Origin of the sequence: Brevibacillus sp. AY1 (assembly GCF_029870785.1) — a bacterium.
Classification (GTDB): Bacteria; Bacillota; Bacilli; order Brevibacillales; family Brevibacillaceae; genus Brevibacillus; species Brevibacillus invocatus.
Genome location: NZ_JAFLPN010000054.1, coordinates 1 through 17,993, shown reverse-complemented (window position 1 = coordinate 17,993; position 17,993 = coordinate 1). Strand labels below are relative to the sequence as shown.

Sequence of the window (17,993 nt, the reverse complement as noted above, 5' to 3'; positions counted from 1 at the left end):
AAAGATTAGCGGAAGATAGTATAAGTGCAACTAAGGCTCCGCCAAAAGCTTGGCGTAGCCAAGTTTTCTAATCTGGCTTATTTTCGATGCAGATGCTGCAGCTTATCTGGATTCATCGTGTTGTAGATGGCTGCGATCGTACCATGTTCAAAGTGAAAGGATAGGGTGCAAAAGGGAACGTCTCCGGTAAAGATCACAATTCCTGGGAAGCCATTTACACTCGCGAATTCGAGAGAGAAAACGTGAATGATATCAGGCTCAGTCTGATTCTCATGGATGTGCATGCGTTCCCAATCAGCAAAGATATCATGAACGATGTCTTCCGCATTCATTACACTTCCGAGCATTCGGTATGCCAAGGAAAAACGCAAAGGTTTATAAGCTTCATAGTATGCTTCGGAGTTCATTGTTTTTCCTCACATCCTCTCTGACAGGGTTTCGTAAATAACGGATTGCGCAATGAGCGGCATGTTTGCCGCTTGCTACAGCCGCATCTGCCAGCATGCCGTGTTGACCGACCCAATCACCGGAGATGTACAAGCCGTCGACCCCTGTTTCGTCAGGAGCAGGGCGTCTGGCGGCACCGCATAGCGGAAGCGAGTGGGTAACGGTCATTTTGGGGAGAAAGCGTTCCGTAACGACAGCTTTTCGCCATCCGGGCTGTAAGGAATCTATCCATTCCTCCAATTCACGGCGATCACGCGCAGGATCGATCTGCTCGGGACTTGCCTGGTATTTCAACATATGGATGACCTGATCTCCATTTGTATTGAGCTTGGAGATTGATGAATGATTCGAGTAATAGAGGGGGCGCTGCACATGCAAGGCGAATGAACGATTGGGTTCAGGCAAATGAGTGACCACGATGTCCAGACAGCTGGCGAAGGAAGGTACCGCTTGTTCTTGCCAGTACTTCAATGTGGGGCTTTTCGGACCGTCCACCTTTCGAACCAAGCCTGCTGCCTCACCGGGAGAGAGAGCTGCGATGACAGTAGAACCATGAAGCATTTCACCATTGGAAAGCAAGATACCTTCTACTCGCTGCTCGTCGATAAGGATCGAATCGGCTTTTCCCCGCACGATTCGTACACCTTCAGATTCGGCGCGCTTTTTTAATGAATGAACGAGTGACTTCCACCCTTGGTGCAAATAATATACGCCGCCCATACTAACTTGTCCTTGCTGGATGGTGGCTCCTGCATCCAATTGTTCTGGGCAATCCGCGTACATCCACAGACGCCCCAGAGTGAGCATGAGATCTTGGGCCATGCGATCGTGTGGGAACTGTTTGCCAACCCAATCTGACCAGGACAAGCCATGAAACGATTCGACATCCATTCTCCGCAACATAAGCATGAGCTGGATGTATTTCACCTTGCTGTTCCAGGTCAGCAAGCGAGTACGAAGCAGGCTACTGAAGGTAAAGGGGAGAGGATACAAACCTTCATGAGTAGCTGCAACCCCTCCAATAGGCACCTTGCCTCCATCGATCGGAATCCATTACGAGAAATTGAGCTTAAACGCTTGCTTAATAAAAGAAAATGCGAGTATGCCGGGTAATTACCCGTGGATTACCCTTATTTTCCCGGCACGTGAAAAAACGTCTCGAGAAAAAGAAATCACGAAGCTTGACATCGGGATAGGGGCATTGTAATATACCTATAGGGGTATTGGTAAACAACATTCAAACCTCAAGCAGTACCAGCATCACCTGTAAATTTTTTTGGCTCAAATAATACCCCCGCAGGTATATAAGATCATTTGATTATACACAAGGAGTGAGGAAATGAACTTCTCAGTAGATAAGGTTCTGGATTGCAAAGGACTCGCCTGTCCGATGCCGATTGTCAAAACGAAAAAAGCCATCGAAGAGATCGCGCCTGGTCAGGTATTGGAGATGCAGGCAACTGACAAAGGCTCTGTAGCAGATATCCAGGGCTGGGCAAAAAATACCGGTCACGAATATTTGGGAACCGTCCAAGAAGGAGATCTCTACAAGCACTACCTGCGCAAGGCAAATCCGCAAGCCTCTCAAGAGAACGCCGCATTTGCCCAGACGATCACAAATGCCGAGCTGTTGAAGAAGATGGAAGCGCAAGAAAAGGTCGTCATCGTCGATGTTCGCGAGGCTGATGAATTTGCAAGCGGTCATATTCCAGGAGCCATTGCGATTCCTTACGGCGAGCTGACCGGTCGTTTGGCCGAGCTGAACCAGGACGAGGAGCTCTACATCGTCTGTCGTACCGGCAATCGCAGTGATATGGCCTGCAAGCTGCTTGCTGAAAAAGGATTTTCCAAGCTGATAAACGTCCTGCCAGGCATGTCTGGCTGGAGCGGTCCGGTTCAGAGCGGAGAATAACCGGGGAACGCAGTTGACAACATTCCATATGGGAGGGAAAAACATGCTTACAGGAATGACGGCCAAAGAAGTTGCCAAGATGGTGAAGAATAAAGAGGACCTGTTTATTCTGGATGTGAGGAATCAATCGGATTATCAGGATTGGAAGATCGAAGGAGAAAAAGTATCGAGCATCAATGTTCCATACTTTGATTTGCTCGATGGCGTAGAGGGTGTTCTGAAGCAGCTTCCAACCGATAACAAACTGCTTGTTGTCTGCGCCAAGGAGGGCTCCTCCAAGTTCGTCGCGGAACAGCTGGTAGAGGCAGGTCTGCAAGATGTTTCTTATCTAGAGGGCGGCATGAAGTCATGGAGTGAACATCTGGAGCAGGTGCTTGTCTACGCAGATGAGCAGCTGAAGGTGTATCAGTACCTTCGAATGGGAAAAGGCTGCCTGTCTTACATGGTCATCTCTGGAGAAGAAGCCCTGGTGGTAGACCCATCCCGCTTTACCGACGTCTACATGGAGGCTGCCAAGCAGGAAGGGGCAAAGATTACACACATCGTCGATTCCCACCTGCATGCTGACCATATTTCAGGTGGTAAAACACTTGCGGATCAGACAGGGGCAGCTTACTACATGATGAAGAGCGAGGGAGCTGTATTTGACTTCATGCCTTTTGAAGAGCATGATCGCATCCGATTTGCCCATGTAGATCTGCGCGTGCTGGCTGTCAAAACCCCAGGGCATACCCCAGGGAGTGTCTCCTTCTTCGTGAACGACAAGCTCTTGTTTTCAGGGGACACCATCTTTGTAGGAGGGCTGGGTCGCCCAGACCTTGGCGGCAAGGTTCAAGAGTGGGCGAAGGATCTGTATGATACCGTCTATGAGAAAATCGCGGCTATGGCCGACGATGTGATTGTGCTGCCTGGGCACTACGCCAATCTGGATCAGGAAGTGAACGCGGCGGGCTATGTAGGGGCCGAGCTGGGCGCGATCCGTGCAGGCAACGAGCTGATGAACCAACAGGATAAGCAGGCGTTCGTCGATCAGGTCGTAGCCAATGCGCAGACCGAAACACCGCCTAACTTTGAAGAGATCATTGCCATCAACCGTGGAGTCGACGTGGCCTCTCCAGAGCGTCAGCAAGAGCTGGAGATCGGCCCCAACCGCTGTGCCCTGCATCACACTCATTAAGTTTCCAATCGACAAAAATCAACCTAAAACCAACGAAAATACTGGAGGTAATCAAACATGAACAGCAACAAATTTCTCGACGCTAAAGGACTCGCTTGCCCCATGCCGATCGTACGTACCAAGAAAGCCATGAATGAGATGGAAGCCAATCAGGTTCTGGAGATCCATGTTACGGACAAAGGCTTTAAAAATGACCTGACGGCGTGGACCAAATCAACAGGCAATGAACTGGTCAAGGCTGAAGAAGAAGGCGATGTACTGAAATTCTGGATTAAAAAAGGCGAGTAAGAAAGCGGATCGCGCAGGGGTGACAAGCGTATGGATTGTTGCCCCTGCTCCTGTTTAACCCAAAAGGAAAAAGAGAATTTTCAACAGAGAGGAAGGGCTATATGGACTGGAGCTATATTCTCATGCTGTTTGCCATCGGCTTTGTCGGGTCCGCCATCTCTGGGATGGTCGGAATTGGTGGTTCAATCATCAAATATCCGATGCTGTTATACATTCCACCTGCCCTGGGGTTTGTCGCTTTTACAGCCCAGGAAGTATCGGCGATCAGTGCCGTGCAGGTCTTCTTTGCGACTCTGGCAGGGATGTTCGCCTATCGCAAAGGCGGTTATATGAACAAGCCACTCATCATCACGATGGGGACGGCCATTATTATTGGTAGCTTTCTCGGAGGCTACGGCTCGCAGTTCCTGCCTGACGAAATCATCAATCTGGTTTACGCGATTCTCGCCTTGATCGCAGCAGTCATGATGTTCATGCCCAAGAAGGGGGACGAGATAGCGGACTTTGCCAATATTCGTTTCAACAAGCCGCTCGCTGCCGTTTTGGCTGGTGTGATCGGGATTTTGTCCGGAATCGTTGGGGCAGCTGGAGCCTTTATTACCGTTCCTGTTATGCTGGTTATTTTGAAAATCCCGACGCGTGTCGCGATTGCGTCTTCCCTTGCCATCACCTTTATTTCCTCGATCGGCTCTACAGTGGGCAAGCTCATGGGAGGACATACCCTCCTGATTCCATCCCTTGTCATGATTGTAGCCAGTGTGATCGCTTCACCGGTAGGTGCCGTCATCAGCAAGAAATTGAACACCAAGGTGCTGCAGTGGATCCTGGCCCTTTTGATCACGGCAACTGTCGTCAAGATCTGGCTGGATATTCTCCTCTAGTCGCAAAAATGGCACTTCTAGGCATTGCATGAACAGGGATGTCTTGTATCATGAAAGTAGTGCAAGTGTGGGAATATCGAGAGCGGGGAGTTGAAACGTTGCTTGATGTCATATCGATTGGGCCTTTGCTGATAAAAACGACAACGATTATCTATATCCTTGCAGGCGTGCTGGGATATGGGGCGATCCTTTATCGACTGAGGCGTGAGCCATCTCTTCGAAAGCATATTGCAGAGATCATCAGTTCTGCTGCGATTTTGGCTTTGTTCACCTGGAAGTTTAGCTATGCCTTGTTCAATCCGCTAAAGGTCTGGGAAAACCCGGCTTCCCTGCTCTATTTTTCGGGTGGGGATGCTGGTGTTTGGCTCGGAGGGCTGGCCGCTGCGGTGTACATGGCGGTTCAGATCAGAAAGCGACAGCTTCCTGCAAGAGACGTATTAGAGGCCGTATTCCTCAGTGTCGTTGCGGCTCATTCCCCTCAAATGAAAAAGTGGGTTGCTGCTTTTGGCATCGTCGGCTTGATTGTGTGGGGGTTCCTGGACAATGGTGGTACTTCTCTTTTACCTGCCCAAGAGTCTGCCCAGGGGGAAAGAAAAGTAGGCTTGAACCAAGGAGAGCTGGCACCGGATTTTGAGCTGCGCACTTTGGACAATACCCCGATTCGTCTTTCAGAGCTGAGGGGGCAAAAGGTGATTGTCAATCTGTGGGCAACCTGGTGTCCGCCGTGCCGGGCAGAAATGCCGGATATGCAGGAATTTTACGAACAGGAAAAAGAGAACGGCGTAACCATTCTCGGGGTAAACCTGATTGAGACGGAGCAGGGACCGGAAAGTGTAGATGCTTTTCTCAAGGAGTACGGGATTACGTTTCCTGTTGTGCTGGATCAGGGCAAGCACATTTCACAGCAGTACCAGGCGATCTCCATACCGACCAGCTATGTGATTGATACGGAGGGTGTGGTTCAGTACAAGATGATCGGTCCTTTGACCAAGGAAATGATGGAAAAAATGATAGCTGCTATCGATTAAAGGGGAGTGGCGCAGTGTCCAAAAAGGTAGGGGCAATCGTACTGGCAGCTGGCAAATCGCGGCGAATGGGGACAGCCAAGGCATTGCTGGAGCTACAGGGAAAGCCGCTTTTTCGTCACGCGGTAGATCGCGCTTTTGCGAATCAGCTGGAACCGATTCTTTTGATTGCGGGAGAACACGGGGAAGCTTTTCGTCAGGTGACCAGTCCAACATTTCCGGTGGAGATTCTTCACAATCCGGATTACGAGACGGGCATGGCTTCGTCCTTGCGTGTAGGGATCACGGCAGTCAGAGGGCGTGTCGATGCGGCTCTCGTATTTCTGGCGGACCAGCCGCTGGTCCCGGATGAGGTGGTCCGTTCCTTGATCGAGACCTATCAGGTTGGGTTTGATAAAGGAGTGCGGATCGTACGGCCAGTGTACGCCGGAATGGCAGGTCATCCTGTATTGTTCGATGCATCACTTTTTGATGAGCTGGAGGAGGTTACGGGCGACCAGGGAGGAAAAGAAGTGATTGGCAGACACAAGCAACAGCTGGCGACCGTCGCTTTTGATAATGAGCAATGGGGCAAGGACATCGACACTCCCGAAGAGTACCAGGATGTTCGGAACAGTCTTTGACCCGAGGAGCGAAAAATAAAAGGCTTTGTCTATTTCCGCGAGCGGTTAGACAAAGCCTCTTTGATTCATCATGCTTTAGGCACAGGCTTTAGTTCTTTGGCATGCTCCACGCCGGCTGAGATCAGATGACGCACATGATCATCGTCCAGGGAGTAGAAAACCAGCTTGCCTTCTTTACGGTATTTGGCCAGGCCCATATTTCGCAGCAACCGCAAATGGTGGGAGGTGTTCGCGATCGAGCTGCCGATGACAGCAGCGATATCGCAGACGCACAATTCGTCCTCCAAAGACAGGATGTGGATGATTTTGGCCCGTGTATCGTCTGCCAGCGCCTTGAAGATCTTTGCTACACCTTCTGATTCGGACACAAAAGGTCGTAATCGATTGACTTTTTCATCGTCGAAGCATTGAATTTCACAGACGTCGTCCTTTTCTTTGGACGCCATGAGAAATCACCTCTTATTTCTTTCATCCAATGTCCTACTATTATAGACATTCAAAGTTAAAGTGAAAAGGAAAAACGACATTTCGATGAGGTGGTAGTGTGCACCTCCTTTTTCGTGTATCATGGACATGTTTGTGGTTAGTTCGGAAAAGCATGGGCAGCGTTGTACACAGGAGGAGAAAAGCATGGATGTTCATGGCAAGTGCCCCAAATGCAAATCAAAGAAGATTGATTTCAAGGAATCGATCAATCGATTTTTATATGTGACGATCTACGCCCTCGTTTTGATGATCATCGCTTGGGTGGGAGTTCGGCTGAATGGTACACCGGTCATTTTTCTATTTCTCGGACTTTTTGGCGCTTTTGTCTTGTTTATCGTGCGCTTGGCATTGGATAAGAAGAAAATCATTCAATGTACTTGCCTAGATTGCGGAACGAAATGGCAAAGAGGCCCCAACGATCAATAAGGAGTGCTATGGGTGAGGAGACTTCTCTTGGGAGGAGTCTCTTTTTTTCGTTGATCAAGTGTAAAGCAATGGCGGCATCGGGGAACCATGAAGGTAGAGGAAAATGGGCGGAAAAATTCAAATCGATGCTTGAATGAATACGATGATTTCGCTAATATAATAATTAAATATACATTTGAATGTTTGGTCAATTGTAGAATGGATGGAACCATGGATGGAAGCGGGAATGGAAACGAGGTGAGCGGTTATGTCTGGATTCGAACAGCATCTTCACGAGCAGCATCACCATGATCATGATGGAGCCTGCTGTCATGATCATCAGGAAGCACATTTAGAACCGTTTGTCGCAGCTAGTGGAGCGGCGGTGTACCGCATACATGGCATGGATTGCAGCTCATGTGCCAAATCGTTGGAAAAACACATGAGGACACTGCCAGCTGTGAAGGAAGTGAACGTCAATTTTTCGACGGGGAAAATGCATATCCTGCAGGATGGCCTGGATAATAAAGCGGTGATGCAGGAGGTATCCAAGGCTGGATATACCGCCAGCATGCTCGCCAAGCGCTCCGGCGCTCAAGAGGAATCTTCGGATCATACCGGAACGAGATTGACGGTCATATCCGGTATTTTATTGCTTACAGGCTTTGTCGGTTCCTTCACTAGCATACCGGAGCCTGTCCTGATTGGTCTGTGGGCGCTGGCTATCGTGATCGGCGGATTTCGCCCTGCTCGAAGCGCTTTTTATGCGATCAAAAGCGGTTCCTTGGACATGAACGTTCTGATGACAGCAGCTGCGATCGGTGCTGCCGCGATCGGGGAATGGATGGAAGGAGCTACGGTGGTCTGGCTGTTTTCATTGGGCAACATGCTTCAGGCCAGATCGATTGAAAAGACGAGAGATTCGATACGCAATCTGATGAACCTTGCTCCGTCGGAAGCGTGGGTAAAAGCAGGCGAGAACCTGATACGCAAGCCGGTGGAAGATGTGAGCATAGGCGAGGTCATCGTCATCAAGCCCGGCGAGAAAATCCCGTTGGATGGCGAGGTATTGAACGGAGCATCCAGCGTCAACCAGGCTCCGATCACGGGCGAGTCTATCCCTGTCGATAAATCGGTCGGGGATGGCGTCTATGCCGGAACGGTCAACGAAAGCGGGTCGCTGGAAGTGAAGGTGACGCGTCTCGTAGAGGATACAGCATTGTCGCGAATCATCCACCTGGTGGAGGAAGCGCAGGAGAAAAAAGCACCGACACAGGCTTTTGTGGATAAATTCGCGGCTATCTACACCCCGATTGTACTGGTGCTGGCCCTGCTGGTCATCGTCTTCCCGCCGCTCCTTTCCTTCGGGACGTGGGGCGAGTGGTTTTACAAGGGACTGGAGCTGTTAGTCGTGGCATGTCCGTGCGCACTCGTGATTTCAACTCCGGTAGCGATTGTATCGGCGATTGGCAATGCGGCACGAAACGGCGTGTTGATCAAGGGCGGAGCATTCCTGGAGAAAGCTGGTACGATCAGCGCGATCGCTTTTGACAAGACAGGTACGCTGACGGAAGGCAAGCCGCAGGTCAAGGAAGTGCTGATAGCAGACGGTGCGAAGGAAGAGGAGCTGCTGCGGATTGCCAGGACGGTAGAGGAGCATTCCAAGCATCCGATTGCATTGGCGATTATCAAATATGCACAAGAACATCAGCATATGGCGATGGTAGGTGCCGATTATCGAGCGATTGTAGGGAAAGGCGCCGCGGCGACGATCGATGGCGAAACCTATTACGTGGGCAAGCCGGCATTATTTGAGGAAATGGGCGTGTCACTCACGCACTGGACCGAGCCTATCAAGACGCTGCAAAGCGAAGGCCACTCCTTGATCGTCGTGGGAACAGCCAAGCGGCTCTTGGGATTGATTGCGGTCGCTGACACCATCCGCGAGATCACGGTACAAGCGATTCAGCATTTGAAGGAAAGCGGGATCAGCGAAATCGTGATGCTCACAGGTGACAACGCGGGAACAGCCAAAAAAGTAGCCGGACAGACTGGAGTCAAGCGATACGTGGCAGAGCTGCTGCCTGAACAGAAGGTGGAGGCTGTCAAAGAGCTGCAAAAAGAAGGCAGAGTGGTAGCGATGGTCGGGGATGGAATCAATGACGCCCCAGCACTCGCGACAGCGGACCTCGGAATCGCGATGGGTGGTGCCGGGACCGACACAGCGATGGAGACGGCGGATATCGTCCTGATGGCAGACAATCTGGAAAAGCTGCCTCATACGGTCAAGCTGAGCCGCAAAGCTCTGCAGATCATCAAGCAAAATATCTGGTTTTCGATCATCATCAAGCTGGCGGCACTCGTTCTGATCTTCCCGGGCTGGCTGACCTTGTGGATGGCAGTTGTTAGTGACACTGGTGCAGCGCTTTTGGTGATTTTGAACAGCATGCGGCTGTTGAAGTACCGGAAATACTGATCCAACCAAAAAAAGAAGACAAGGAGCACAGATTTTGACTTGTGCTCCTTTCCCTTTTTATGGTATTCTTTGTTCATTCTAACACGGAAGGATGACCAACAAGCCAATGATCTACTAAGACCTATTCCAAAAAAGCAGTCGAATATGACTTAGCATTTTTCTGGATAGGATTAGTATGCATATTGGCCAAATGGATGGTGGATCCCACGTTTGTTAGGGTTCTTTGTCTTTTGCGTTCGTATGTGATACTCCTGTCCAGAAGTGAATGGATGAGGAGGTTTTTTTTATGTCTGAACTGTTTCGCAATCGATATGTCAGGGCGATCCTCTTATCCGGTCTGTTTTTGCAGATCGGGATATGGGTACGCAACTTTGCCATTTTGCTATTTGTCATGGAGCAAACCAATGGAGATGCATTTGCAGTATCGATGATTTCGGTAGCGGAGTACGCGCCGATCTTTCTCTTTTCCTTTTTAGCGGGTACCTTTGCAGACCGTTGGAGACCCAAACGCACGATGGTCTGGTGTGAAATTTTGAGCGCCGTGTCGGTGCTTCTCGTTTTGCTTACATTTGTATTCGGTACGTGGAAAGCTGTCTTTTTTGCTACGTTGATTTCAGCCATTCTTTCACAGTTTTCACAACCATCCGGAATGAAGCTGTTCAAGCTGCACGTCCCTGCTGAGCAGCTGCAGACAGGCATGTCCGCTTATCAGACTTTGTTTGCCCTGTTCATGGTGCTCGGACCGATACTGGGGACGTTTGTCTTCCAGGCACTCGGACTGGAAATCGCGATGGTAATTACAGCCGTGGCGTTCTTGTGTGCGGCTGCAGTACTGTACTTGCTTCCGCCGGACCCTGTCGAGGAGAAATCGACGGAGAAAAAGACAGTCATTTTAGAGGAGATGGCCAGTGGGCTTCGCTATGTGAAATCAAACCGCGTACTGACTTTGCTCGGGTTTTGCTTTGCGGGAGCGGGTCTCGGACTTGGACTCGTGCAGCCTTTGGGGATTTTCCTCGTGACCGAACGTCTTGGCTTGCCTAAAGAAAGCTTGCAATGGCTGCTCATGGTTCAGGGAATCGGGATGATTACCGGAGGAGCGCTGGCGATGGCCTTTGCGAAATCTGTAGCACCGCAAAAGCTGCTGGTGATTGGTATGCTGGGAAATGCGATCGCACTGAGCGTCTCCGGAATTTCCACCATGCAGTGGCTGACGCTTTCTGCCAATCTGCTCAGCGGGCTGCTCTTGCCTTGTATTCAGATCGGAATCAATACGATCATCATGAAATATACAGAAGGGGCGTTCATTGGCAGGGTGAACGGGATCTTGACGCCGCTGTTCACGGGCTCAATGGTGCTTACGATGAGCGCTGCTGGCAAAATGAAGGAGTATTTCTCCCTGCTGACCATTTACCAGACCTCGGCGATTCTGTTTTTGATCGGGATGATGTTTATCGTTCCGCTCATTCGCTCGGCAAAAGTACCAATTGCACAGAAAAACTAAACAAAAGCTTGCCCCGTACGGTTTTATGGGGCGAGCTTTTTTTCAGTTCAGCAAGTCATGCTCAAAAAAACATAATCCTTTGAATACCGTTAATTCATTAACATTTCTACCATGATTTGATGTGCAATAATGGCAATAAGAAGGTTGTACATATGTTCAAACAAAGGAAGGGGGTACTTTTTCCAGTGTCAAGGTTGCTGTGAAAAAGTGCAGCAATTATATTTTAAAAATTCATAATAATTAAAAATCAAATGTCAGGGGGAAAATAAAATGGATTTTCGCTTTACGGATGAACAGCAAAAAGTCATTGATTTGTGCAAGGAGCTGGCAAAGGACTTTCGCACAAGGGCTGCTGAGCATGACCGGGATCGTTCGGCGCCAGAGGAGAACTATGAGATTCTTCGTCAAAAGGGTTTGTTCGGTATTGCGATTCCAAAAGAGTACGGTGGGCTAGGAATCGGATTTTTAGGATATACCGCTTCGATTGCTGAATTGGCGCAAGGGTGTGCTGCTACGGCTAACTCCTTCAACATGCATGCCAATGCCACAGGAGGAATCCTTCAACACCCTGATGTTCCCGAACAGGTAAAAAGACGGGTAGCTGACCTCGCTCTCAAGGAAGGCAAGCTATTCTGCACGTCTGTATCTGAACCCGCTTCTTCGAGCTTGTTAGCCACTTCCTACACCCCTTCTTTAGCTGCGGAAAAAGTCGAAGGCGGTTACAAATTGTACGGCAAAAAAGCTTTTTGCTCGATGGTTGAATCCAGTGACTACGTTTATTTATATGCACATCCAAAGGGAGATCCCAATCCTCAAGCCAGTATCGGATTCCTGGTACCGATCAACAAGTGTACGGCGGAGGGCGTCACGGTTCATGATGTGTGGAACACCCTGGGGATGAGAGCTACCCGCAGCAATACCGTGGAGTACAACGGCACGTTTGTTCCGGATGAATTGGTCCTACATCAGACAGACGAGTTCCTGAACGACTTTATCATTCGTGGTGCCAACTGGTCATTTGGTGGATTTGCGGCGGTTTATCTTGGCGTCGGCCTAGGGATTTTAAATTACGCAAGTGAATTGCTGACAGGGAAAAATCCGAAGGGCTTCGCGCAGCCACAGGCCTTCCATCCAGACAGCCGTCGAAGAATCGGAGAAATGGCAGCAGAGCTGAATGCGGCGTATTGGGCGATGCTGCACGCAGCCTGGTACAGTGACACGCATGGCCCGAGCGTAGAGACCTTTTATAACTTCATTCGAGCCAAGCATCAGATTGCAGCGGCCACCTCAAATGCAGCACGCTCTGCCTCTATTGCCAACGGAGCGCATGGCATGAACAAGGAGTATCATCTGGAAAGAATGGTGCGCGATGCCGCGACAGCACCGATCATGCCGCCCAACATTGATGCTTGCGCTGATCAAATCGGTCTATTGACGATGGGACTCAATCCGGCAGAGGCATGCCCGCCAATGAAGGTGGAAGAGCCGTTGTTTACACCGCAATTGAAGGAAGAGGTGCGATAGAATGGCAGAACGGGGACGTTTGCAGGGGAAGGTTGCGATCATCACGGGCGCTGGCAGCGGTATTGGAAGAGCGACGGCGGAGCGATTTGCGCAAGAAGGCGCTTATCTCGTCTTGAATGATTTAGATGAAGCCAGAATTCAGGATGTCATACAGTCTACTTCCAACCCCGAGCAGCATGCGTATGTAATTGGTGATATTTCGCTAGAGGAGACAGCTATTCGCTTATCGCAAACCGCCATTCAAAAGTTTGATCGGATTGACATTCTGGTCAATAATGCGGGGATTCACTATATCCAGGACATTACGGATATATCTGCGGAGGAGTTTGACCGGTGTATCGGAATCAATCTGAAGAGCATGTTCCTTTGCTGCAAAGCGGTGATTCCTCAGATGCAAAAGCAGCAGAAGGGCTCGATTGTCAACCTCGGCTCCATCTCTTCTTTTGTCGGACAGGAAATGATGGGCAAAAGCACGGTGCTGTATAACCTGACGAAGGCAGGGGCGCTCCAATTGACCCGATCGTTGGCGACCCGCTATGCAGCAGAGGGCATCCGCGTGAATGCGATTTGCCCAGGTGCCACGCGCACCAATCAGATCACAGAAGAGCATACCCAGAACGCAGTAACGATGGACCAGTTCTGGAAAATCGCGGGTGACTCGCATCCGATGGGAAGGTATGGGGAACCCTCCGAAATCGCAAACGGAATCTTGTTCCTGGCATCAGATGAGTCTTCGTATATGACCGGTGCGCCTTTGGTGATTGACGGTGGATATCTCGCACGATAAAGATAGGTATGAAAAACCCAGTGGAGTTACACTGGGCTTTTCTGCGTTCATGAGGCAGATCTTGAAAAAGAATTGCCCCCAAGTGATTTCTGGGGCAAAATTTATAATAGACAAACAGATAGTCTCCTGCGATCAAACAGGGTGAACGTTTGCGACGAGGGGTGATCAGACTGGACTGGAATCTTCAACAAATGAGCAAGCTGTTGGAAGCTGTTTTTGAAAATGCCCATGAGCCGATGGTCGTGACGGATCGCGACGGGAAGATTCTTTTGCTGAATCGGAGCTACCGTGAGTTTCTGGGCGTTCAGGAGAGTGTGATCGGACGGCCTGTAACGGAAGTCATTGAGAATACAAGGATGCACATCGTCGGACAGGAAGGCGTTCCGGAGATTGCGGATATTCAAAAGATCAAGGGACAGAAAATGATTGCCCACCGGATACCCATCATGGATGAGGGACAGGTCATTGCCGTTCTGGGAACGGTTTTGTTTCAGGATGTAAAGGAGCTGGCTTCACTGGCAGCGATGGTGGGACAGCTGCAGGATGAGCTGACCTACTACAAGAAGGAGCTCCGTCGCCGTCTAGGGGCAACGTATCATTTTGATCAAATTGTCGGCTATAGCCTGAAGATGCTGGAGCTGAAGAAATTCTCGCAAAAAGTAGCGAAAAGCGATTCGACTGTACTGATCACAGGAGAGAGCGGTACGGGAAAGGAGCTGTTTGCACACGCGATTCACGCGGAAAGCAAACGAAAGATGGGGCCGTTCATTCGAGTGAATTGTGCGGCCATACCGGATTCGCTTTTGGAGTCTGAATTGTTCGGTTACGAGGAGGGGGCATTTACAGGAGCTGCCCGACGCGGGAAAAAGGGAAAGTTCGAGCTGGCTGATCACGGTACGATCCTGCTCGACGAGATCGGGGACATGCCCATGCCCTTGCAAGCGAAGCTGCTGCGAGTGCTCCAGGAGAAGGAAGTAGAGCGTGTCGGTGCCGTTCGCGCGACGCCGATCGATGTTCGCGTGATCGCCTCGACCAACCAGGATTTGCTCGCCTGTATCAAGGATGGAAGGTTTCGGGCGGATCTTTATTACCGCTTGAATGTCGTTTCCCTGGAGGTTCCTCCGTTGCGTGAACGACTCGAGGATTTGCCTGAGCTGGTTTCCAATGTGCTGCAAAGGCTGGTGGAATCGACAGGCAGCATGGTCAAAGCCATTGACGATGAAGTCTGGGGAGTGCTGAGGAGCTACTCGTGGCCTGGAAATGTGCGAGAGCTGTGCAATGTTTTGGAGCGTGCGCTGCATCATATGGAGGATGACACCTTGAAAAAAGAGCATCTCTGGCTGCCCGTTTCGGATCAGGCTTTTTCGTCTCCAACGCTTATGCCTTTGAAGGAAACGCTGGAGAATGCGGAGAGAGAAGCTTTGCTGCTGGCGATGGAGCAGGCTGAAGGGAACAAGCTGGAAGCGGCCAAGCTGCTGCACATCAGCAAGTCATCCTTTTATGAAAAATGGGAGAAGCATGGGTTGTCCAAATAGGAACAGACGATTTCAAACCTTTCTGGCTTCGGAGCAGAAGGGTTTTTTGCTTTTCCGGATTTTCGGAATGAAAAAAAAGGGGAGAAGACTGCTGCTTCTGGAGGTAGGGAATCAAGATGAAAGCATTTTCAGGGGAAACTTATGTTATTCCAGAAAAGCGGACTATAAATTCCATGAATCCGGAAAAATTGGGACCTAGTTATCTAAATGCAGATTAGCTTAGGCTCAAAAAAGCTGATCAGACAGCGATTCGCGGTTATCAGCGGGGTGTTGGCACACGAATTGCTTTATAGGGAGAATGAAAGCGGTTTCTTGCTGGGTTAGGAGGAGATGGGTGGTTCCCGCTAGGCTTATGGTTTTGGAGGATCCATTGAAAAATGAAGATGACCGTCGAGGAAGACGGGTCAGTTGAAAGGAGCATTGTATGTTTATTGAAGTATTTTCTATTATCCTTGCTCTGGGATTATTGATGTTTTTTGCGTACAGAGGTTATCCCGTCATTATTTTTGCCCCCATTTTTACGTTGCTCGCCGTAGCGATGTCCGGAATTGCCTTGCTTCCGAGCTACACGGAGACCTTCATGGTGAACGCAGCCAACTATGTAAAGTCCTTTTTCCCTATCTTCTTATTAGGTGCTGTGTTCGGTAAAGTCATGGAAATGAGCGGAGCAGCTTCATCGATTGCTCACAACATCGTCAAAGCTCTCGGGTCCAATCGTGCGATCCTGGCAGTCGTGCTCGCCTGTTCGATTTTGACGTATGGTGGCGTGTCCTTGTTCGTCGTAGCATTTGCTGTTTATCCATTCGCGGCAGCCATTTTCCGCGAGGCGAATATTCCGAAGCGTTTGATTCCGGGTGCGATTGCGTTGGGTGCCTTCACGTATACGATGGATGCACTGCCAGGCACTCCGCAGATCCAAAACATCATTCCAACTACGTATTTTGGTACAGATGCGTATGCAGCTCCTTTGGTAGGAATTATCGGTGCAATCATGGTTTTCGTAGCAGGTATGTACTGGTTGGAACGCAGACGCAAGCAAGCTGCTGCAGCAGGTGAAGGCTATGGCGAAGGCCATATCAATGAACCTGAGCTGCAGACAGATCAAAACAAGTCGTATATGAGCATCTGGTTGGCTATTTTGCCGCTGGTGATCGTACTGGTCGGGAACTTCCTGTTCAGCCGTAGCGGATTGTCCGTTGAAGGCTGGTATGAGGCAAACATGCTGAAGGAGAACTTCAATATCGCCAACGTGAAGACAGTCAGCTCTTCCTGGGCACTGATCATTTCGTTAGGTTTGGGAATTTTGGCCGCTATCCTGATCAATGCAAAAGAAGTGAAAAACAAATTGGCTGCGGGCTTGTCTACAGCAGCAGCAGGTGCGCTATTGGCCATTTTCAATACAGCTTCCGAGGTTGGTTTTGGAAACGTTGTCAAAACGTTGCCAGGGTTCACTGTGATTAAGGAATGGATTGTAGGAGCAAGCGACAATCCGTTGGTTTCCGAAGCGATTGCCGTGAACGTGCTCGCCGGTGTTACCGGTTCCGCATCGGGTGGTTTGTCCATTGCATTGGAGGTTATGGGCAAGCAGTATCTGGAGATGGCCAATGCATTGGGCATCAGTCCGGAGCTGCTGCACAGAATCGCTTCGATGGCTTCCGGTGGTATGGATACGTTGCCACATAACGGTGCGGTCATCACGCTTCTCGCGATTACAGGTTTGACTCATCGTTCTTCTTATAAAGATATCTTCGCCATTACGGTGGTCAAAACGCTGGCCGTTTTCATTCTCGCATTTGGTGCGTCTCTGTTTATTTAAGTTATCAGCTCTGTCATCGTCATAAAGGGAAGGAGAACATCGCATTATGGAAAAACTTTTGGAACAAAAAGTAGCAGTGATTACAGGTGCAGCGAGCGGAATCGGGCTGGAAATCGCACGAACCTTTGCAAAAGAAGGAGCCAAAGTCATGATCCTGGATTTGAACCAGGAAGCAGCTGAAGCAGCAGCTGTCCAACTACGGGATCAAGGCTTTGAAGCGATCAGCATGGGATGCGACGTGACGCATGAGGATCAGGTGAGCAACAGCATTCAAAAGACAGTAGAAGCCTACGGCAGACTGGATATTCTCGTGAACAATGCAGGGCTGCAGCATGTCTCACCGATCGAGGATTTCCCGACTGCCAAGTTCGAGCAGATGCTTTCCATTATGCTGACTGCCCCATTTATTGCGATCAAGCACGCTTTTCCGATCATGAAGCAGCACGGGTATGGCCGCGTACTCAACATGGCTTCTATCAATGGATTGATTGGATTCGCTGGAAAGGCTGCTTACAATAGCGCCAAGCATGGAGTGATCGGGTTGACGAAAGTGGCGGCTCTGGAGGGCGCTGCCTCTGGAATCACCGTGAACGCGATTTGTCCGGGATATGTGAATACACCTCTCGTTCAAAACCAGATGGCAGACTTGGCCAAGACTCGCAATGTTCCACTGGAGAAAGTATTGGAGGAAGTTTTGTATCCGTTGGTTCCACAGAAGCGTTTGTTAAGCGTAGAAGAAGTGGCGAATTACGCCGTTTTCCTTGCGAGTGAAAAAGCGCAGGGCGTAACAGGTCAGGCAGTTGTTATCGATGGTGGTTACACAGCGCAGTAAAGTAAACGATGGAATTAACGAGAGAGCCTGCTAGAAGCGGGTTCTCTTTTTTTCTACTCGAATGAAAAAAGGTCTTGTTTTTGAATTTTAGATATGATAGAGTATTCCTTGTCGCCAACGAGCGATGGATGAAAACGAGAAAAGATCACGAAAAACGCCTCAAAAAAGATCTTGACTCTCTGATAGTGAACGTGATAGAGTAATAAGCGTTCGACAAAAAATGCTCTTTGAAAACTGAACAGCGAAAGCGTTGATGAGTCTATCATGAAATGATTTGC

At 49.7% G+C, this 17,993-nt stretch carries 16 protein-coding genes and 1 pseudogene; 14 read left to right on the top strand and 3 right to left on the bottom strand.

Annotation, left to right across the window (positions count from 1 at the left end):
• Positions 1–299: 299 nt before the first annotated feature.
• Together JZI27_RS22990 and JZI27_RS22985 are read right to left on the bottom strand one after the other, a co-directional pair.
• Positions 300–407: pseudogene (locus JZI27_RS22990) on the bottom strand (sigma factor); the annotation flags it as partial.
• A complete protein-coding gene (locus tag JZI27_RS22985; protein ID WP_183185271.1) occupies positions 385–1,476 on the bottom strand; it encodes an FAD-dependent oxidoreductase in 1,092 nt (363 codons plus the stop codon). The pseudogene JZI27_RS22990 and the gene JZI27_RS22985, both read right to left, overlap by 23 nt.
• 310 nt (positions 1,477–1,786) lie before the next feature.
• Between JZI27_RS22985 and JZI27_RS22980 the strand changes: the two genes are divergently transcribed.
• The 6 genes from JZI27_RS22980 to JZI27_RS22955 all read left to right on the top strand — a co-directional run bounded on the left by JZI27_RS22980 (position 1,787) and on the right by JZI27_RS22955 (position 6,353).
• Positions 1,787–2,359, top strand: a complete 573-nt coding sequence (locus tag JZI27_RS22980; RefSeq protein ID WP_122911031.1) for a sulfurtransferase TusA family protein — start codon at positions 1,787–1,789, stop codon at positions 2,357–2,359.
• A gap of 43 nt (positions 2,360–2,402) precedes the next feature.
• Positions 2,403–3,536, top strand: a complete 1,134-nt coding sequence (locus JZI27_RS22975) for an MBL fold metallo-hydrolase (protein WP_122911030.1) — start codon at positions 2,403–2,405, stop codon at positions 3,534–3,536.
• A 57-nt stretch (positions 3,537–3,593) separates the two neighbouring features.
• Positions 3,594–3,824: a sulfurtransferase TusA family protein gene (locus tag JZI27_RS22970; protein ID WP_251245228.1), complete on the top strand. Its 231-nt coding sequence runs from the start codon at positions 3,594–3,596 to the stop codon at positions 3,822–3,824.
• Positions 3,825–3,925: 101 nt separating this feature from the next.
• Complete coding sequence (locus tag JZI27_RS22965; RefSeq protein WP_122911028.1) at positions 3,926–4,705, top strand: sulfite exporter TauE/SafE family protein; 780 nt, start codon at positions 3,926–3,928, stop codon at positions 4,703–4,705.
• Between the two features lie 50 nt (positions 4,706–4,755).
• Positions 4,756–5,733: a TlpA disulfide reductase family protein gene (locus tag JZI27_RS22960; RefSeq protein WP_280209463.1), complete on the top strand. Its 978-nt coding sequence runs from the start codon at positions 4,756–4,758 to the stop codon at positions 5,731–5,733.
• Positions 5,734–5,747: 14 nt separating this feature from the next.
• Entirely contained in the window at positions 5,748–6,353 is a 606-nt protein-coding gene (locus tag JZI27_RS22955; protein WP_251245225.1) for a nucleotidyltransferase family protein, read from the top strand.
• Positions 6,354–6,421: 68 nt separating this feature from the next.
• On the opposite strand, the gene JZI27_RS22950 is transcribed toward JZI27_RS22955, so the two are convergent.
• Entirely contained in the window at positions 6,422–6,799 is a 378-nt protein-coding gene (locus JZI27_RS22950) for an ArsR/SmtB family transcription factor (RefSeq protein ID WP_122911026.1), read from the bottom strand.
• A 184-nt stretch (positions 6,800–6,983) separates the two neighbouring features.
• On the opposite strand from JZI27_RS22950, the gene JZI27_RS22945 reads away from it, so the two are divergent.
• From JZI27_RS22945 to JZI27_RS22910, 8 genes are all read left to right on the top strand, one after another.
• Positions 6,984–7,265, top strand: coding sequence for a hypothetical protein (locus JZI27_RS22945; protein WP_122911025.1), 282 nt, complete (start codon positions 6,984–6,986; stop codon positions 7,263–7,265).
• A gap of 247 nt (positions 7,266–7,512) precedes the next feature.
• Positions 7,513–9,720: a heavy metal translocating P-type ATPase gene (locus JZI27_RS22940; protein ID WP_280209461.1), complete on the top strand. Its 2,208-nt coding sequence runs from the start codon at positions 7,513–7,515 to the stop codon at positions 9,718–9,720.
• 286 nt (positions 9,721–10,006) lie between these two features.
• Positions 10,007–11,221 carry an MFS transporter gene (locus JZI27_RS22935; RefSeq protein ID WP_122911023.1) on the top strand — a complete coding sequence of 405 codons (1,215 nt, stop codon included), beginning with the start codon at positions 10,007–10,009 and terminating at the stop codon, positions 11,219–11,221.
• Positions 11,222–11,491: 270 nt separating this feature from the next.
• Entirely contained in the window at positions 11,492–12,745 is a 1,254-nt protein-coding gene (locus JZI27_RS22930) for an acyl-CoA dehydrogenase family protein (RefSeq protein WP_251245407.1), read from the top strand.
• A gap of 1 nt (position 12,746) precedes the next feature.
• Positions 12,747–13,532: an SDR family NAD(P)-dependent oxidoreductase gene (locus JZI27_RS22925; protein ID WP_280209460.1), complete on the top strand. Its 786-nt coding sequence runs from the start codon at positions 12,747–12,749 to the stop codon at positions 13,530–13,532.
• A 170-nt stretch (positions 13,533–13,702) separates the two neighbouring features.
• A complete protein-coding gene (locus JZI27_RS22920) occupies positions 13,703–15,067 on the top strand; it encodes a sigma-54 interaction domain-containing protein (protein ID WP_280209467.1) in 1,365 nt (454 codons plus the stop codon).
• A 424-nt stretch (positions 15,068–15,491) separates the two neighbouring features.
• The gene (locus JZI27_RS22915; RefSeq protein WP_122911436.1) at positions 15,492–16,883 is read left to right on the top strand and encodes a GntP family permease; all 1,392 of its coding nucleotides are present in this window, start codon (positions 15,492–15,494) and stop codon (positions 16,881–16,883) included.
• Between the two features lie 46 nt (positions 16,884–16,929).
• Positions 16,930–17,715 carry a 3-hydroxybutyrate dehydrogenase gene (locus JZI27_RS22910; RefSeq protein ID WP_280209458.1) on the top strand — a complete coding sequence of 262 codons (786 nt, stop codon included), beginning with the start codon at positions 16,930–16,932 and terminating at the stop codon, positions 17,713–17,715.
• The last annotated feature ends 278 nt before the right edge of the window (positions 17,716–17,993 follow it).

Excerpts from the sequence above, each read along its gene's own strand:
- JZI27_RS22980 (WP_122911031.1), top strand. The coding sequence starts at position 1,787 with ATGAACTTCTCAGTAGATAAGGTTCTGGATTGCAAAGGACTCGCCTGT.
- JZI27_RS22975 (WP_122911030.1), top strand. The coding sequence starts at position 2,403 with ATGCTTACAGGAATGACGGCCAAAGAAGTTGCCAAGATGGTGAAGAAT.
- JZI27_RS22970 (WP_251245228.1), top strand. The coding sequence starts at position 3,594 with ATGAACAGCAACAAATTTCTCGACGCTAAAGGACTCGCTTGCCCCATG.
- JZI27_RS22965 (WP_122911028.1), top strand. The coding sequence starts at position 3,926 with ATGGACTGGAGCTATATTCTCATGCTGTTTGCCATCGGCTTTGTCGGG.
- JZI27_RS22960 (WP_280209463.1), top strand. The coding sequence starts at position 4,756 with ATGAAAGTAGTGCAAGTGTGGGAATATCGAGAGCGGGGAGTTGAAACG.
- JZI27_RS22950 (WP_122911026.1), bottom strand. The coding sequence starts at position 6,799 with ATGGCGTCCAAAGAAAAGGACGACGTCTGTGAAATTCAATGCTTCGAC.
- JZI27_RS22945 (WP_122911025.1), top strand. The coding sequence starts at position 6,984 with ATGGATGTTCATGGCAAGTGCCCCAAATGCAAATCAAAGAAGATTGAT.
- JZI27_RS22940 (WP_280209461.1), top strand. The coding sequence starts at position 7,513 with ATGTCTGGATTCGAACAGCATCTTCACGAGCAGCATCACCATGATCAT.
- JZI27_RS22935 (WP_122911023.1), top strand. The coding sequence starts at position 10,007 with ATGTCTGAACTGTTTCGCAATCGATATGTCAGGGCGATCCTCTTATCC.
- JZI27_RS22930 (WP_251245407.1), top strand. The coding sequence starts at position 11,492 with ATGGATTTTCGCTTTACGGATGAACAGCAAAAAGTCATTGATTTGTGC.
- JZI27_RS22925 (WP_280209460.1), top strand. The coding sequence starts at position 12,747 with ATGGCAGAACGGGGACGTTTGCAGGGGAAGGTTGCGATCATCACGGGC.
- JZI27_RS22915 (WP_122911436.1), top strand. The coding sequence starts at position 15,492 with ATGTTTATTGAAGTATTTTCTATTATCCTTGCTCTGGGATTATTGATG.
- JZI27_RS22910 (WP_280209458.1), top strand. The coding sequence starts at position 16,930 with ATGGAAAAACTTTTGGAACAAAAAGTAGCAGTGATTACAGGTGCAGCG.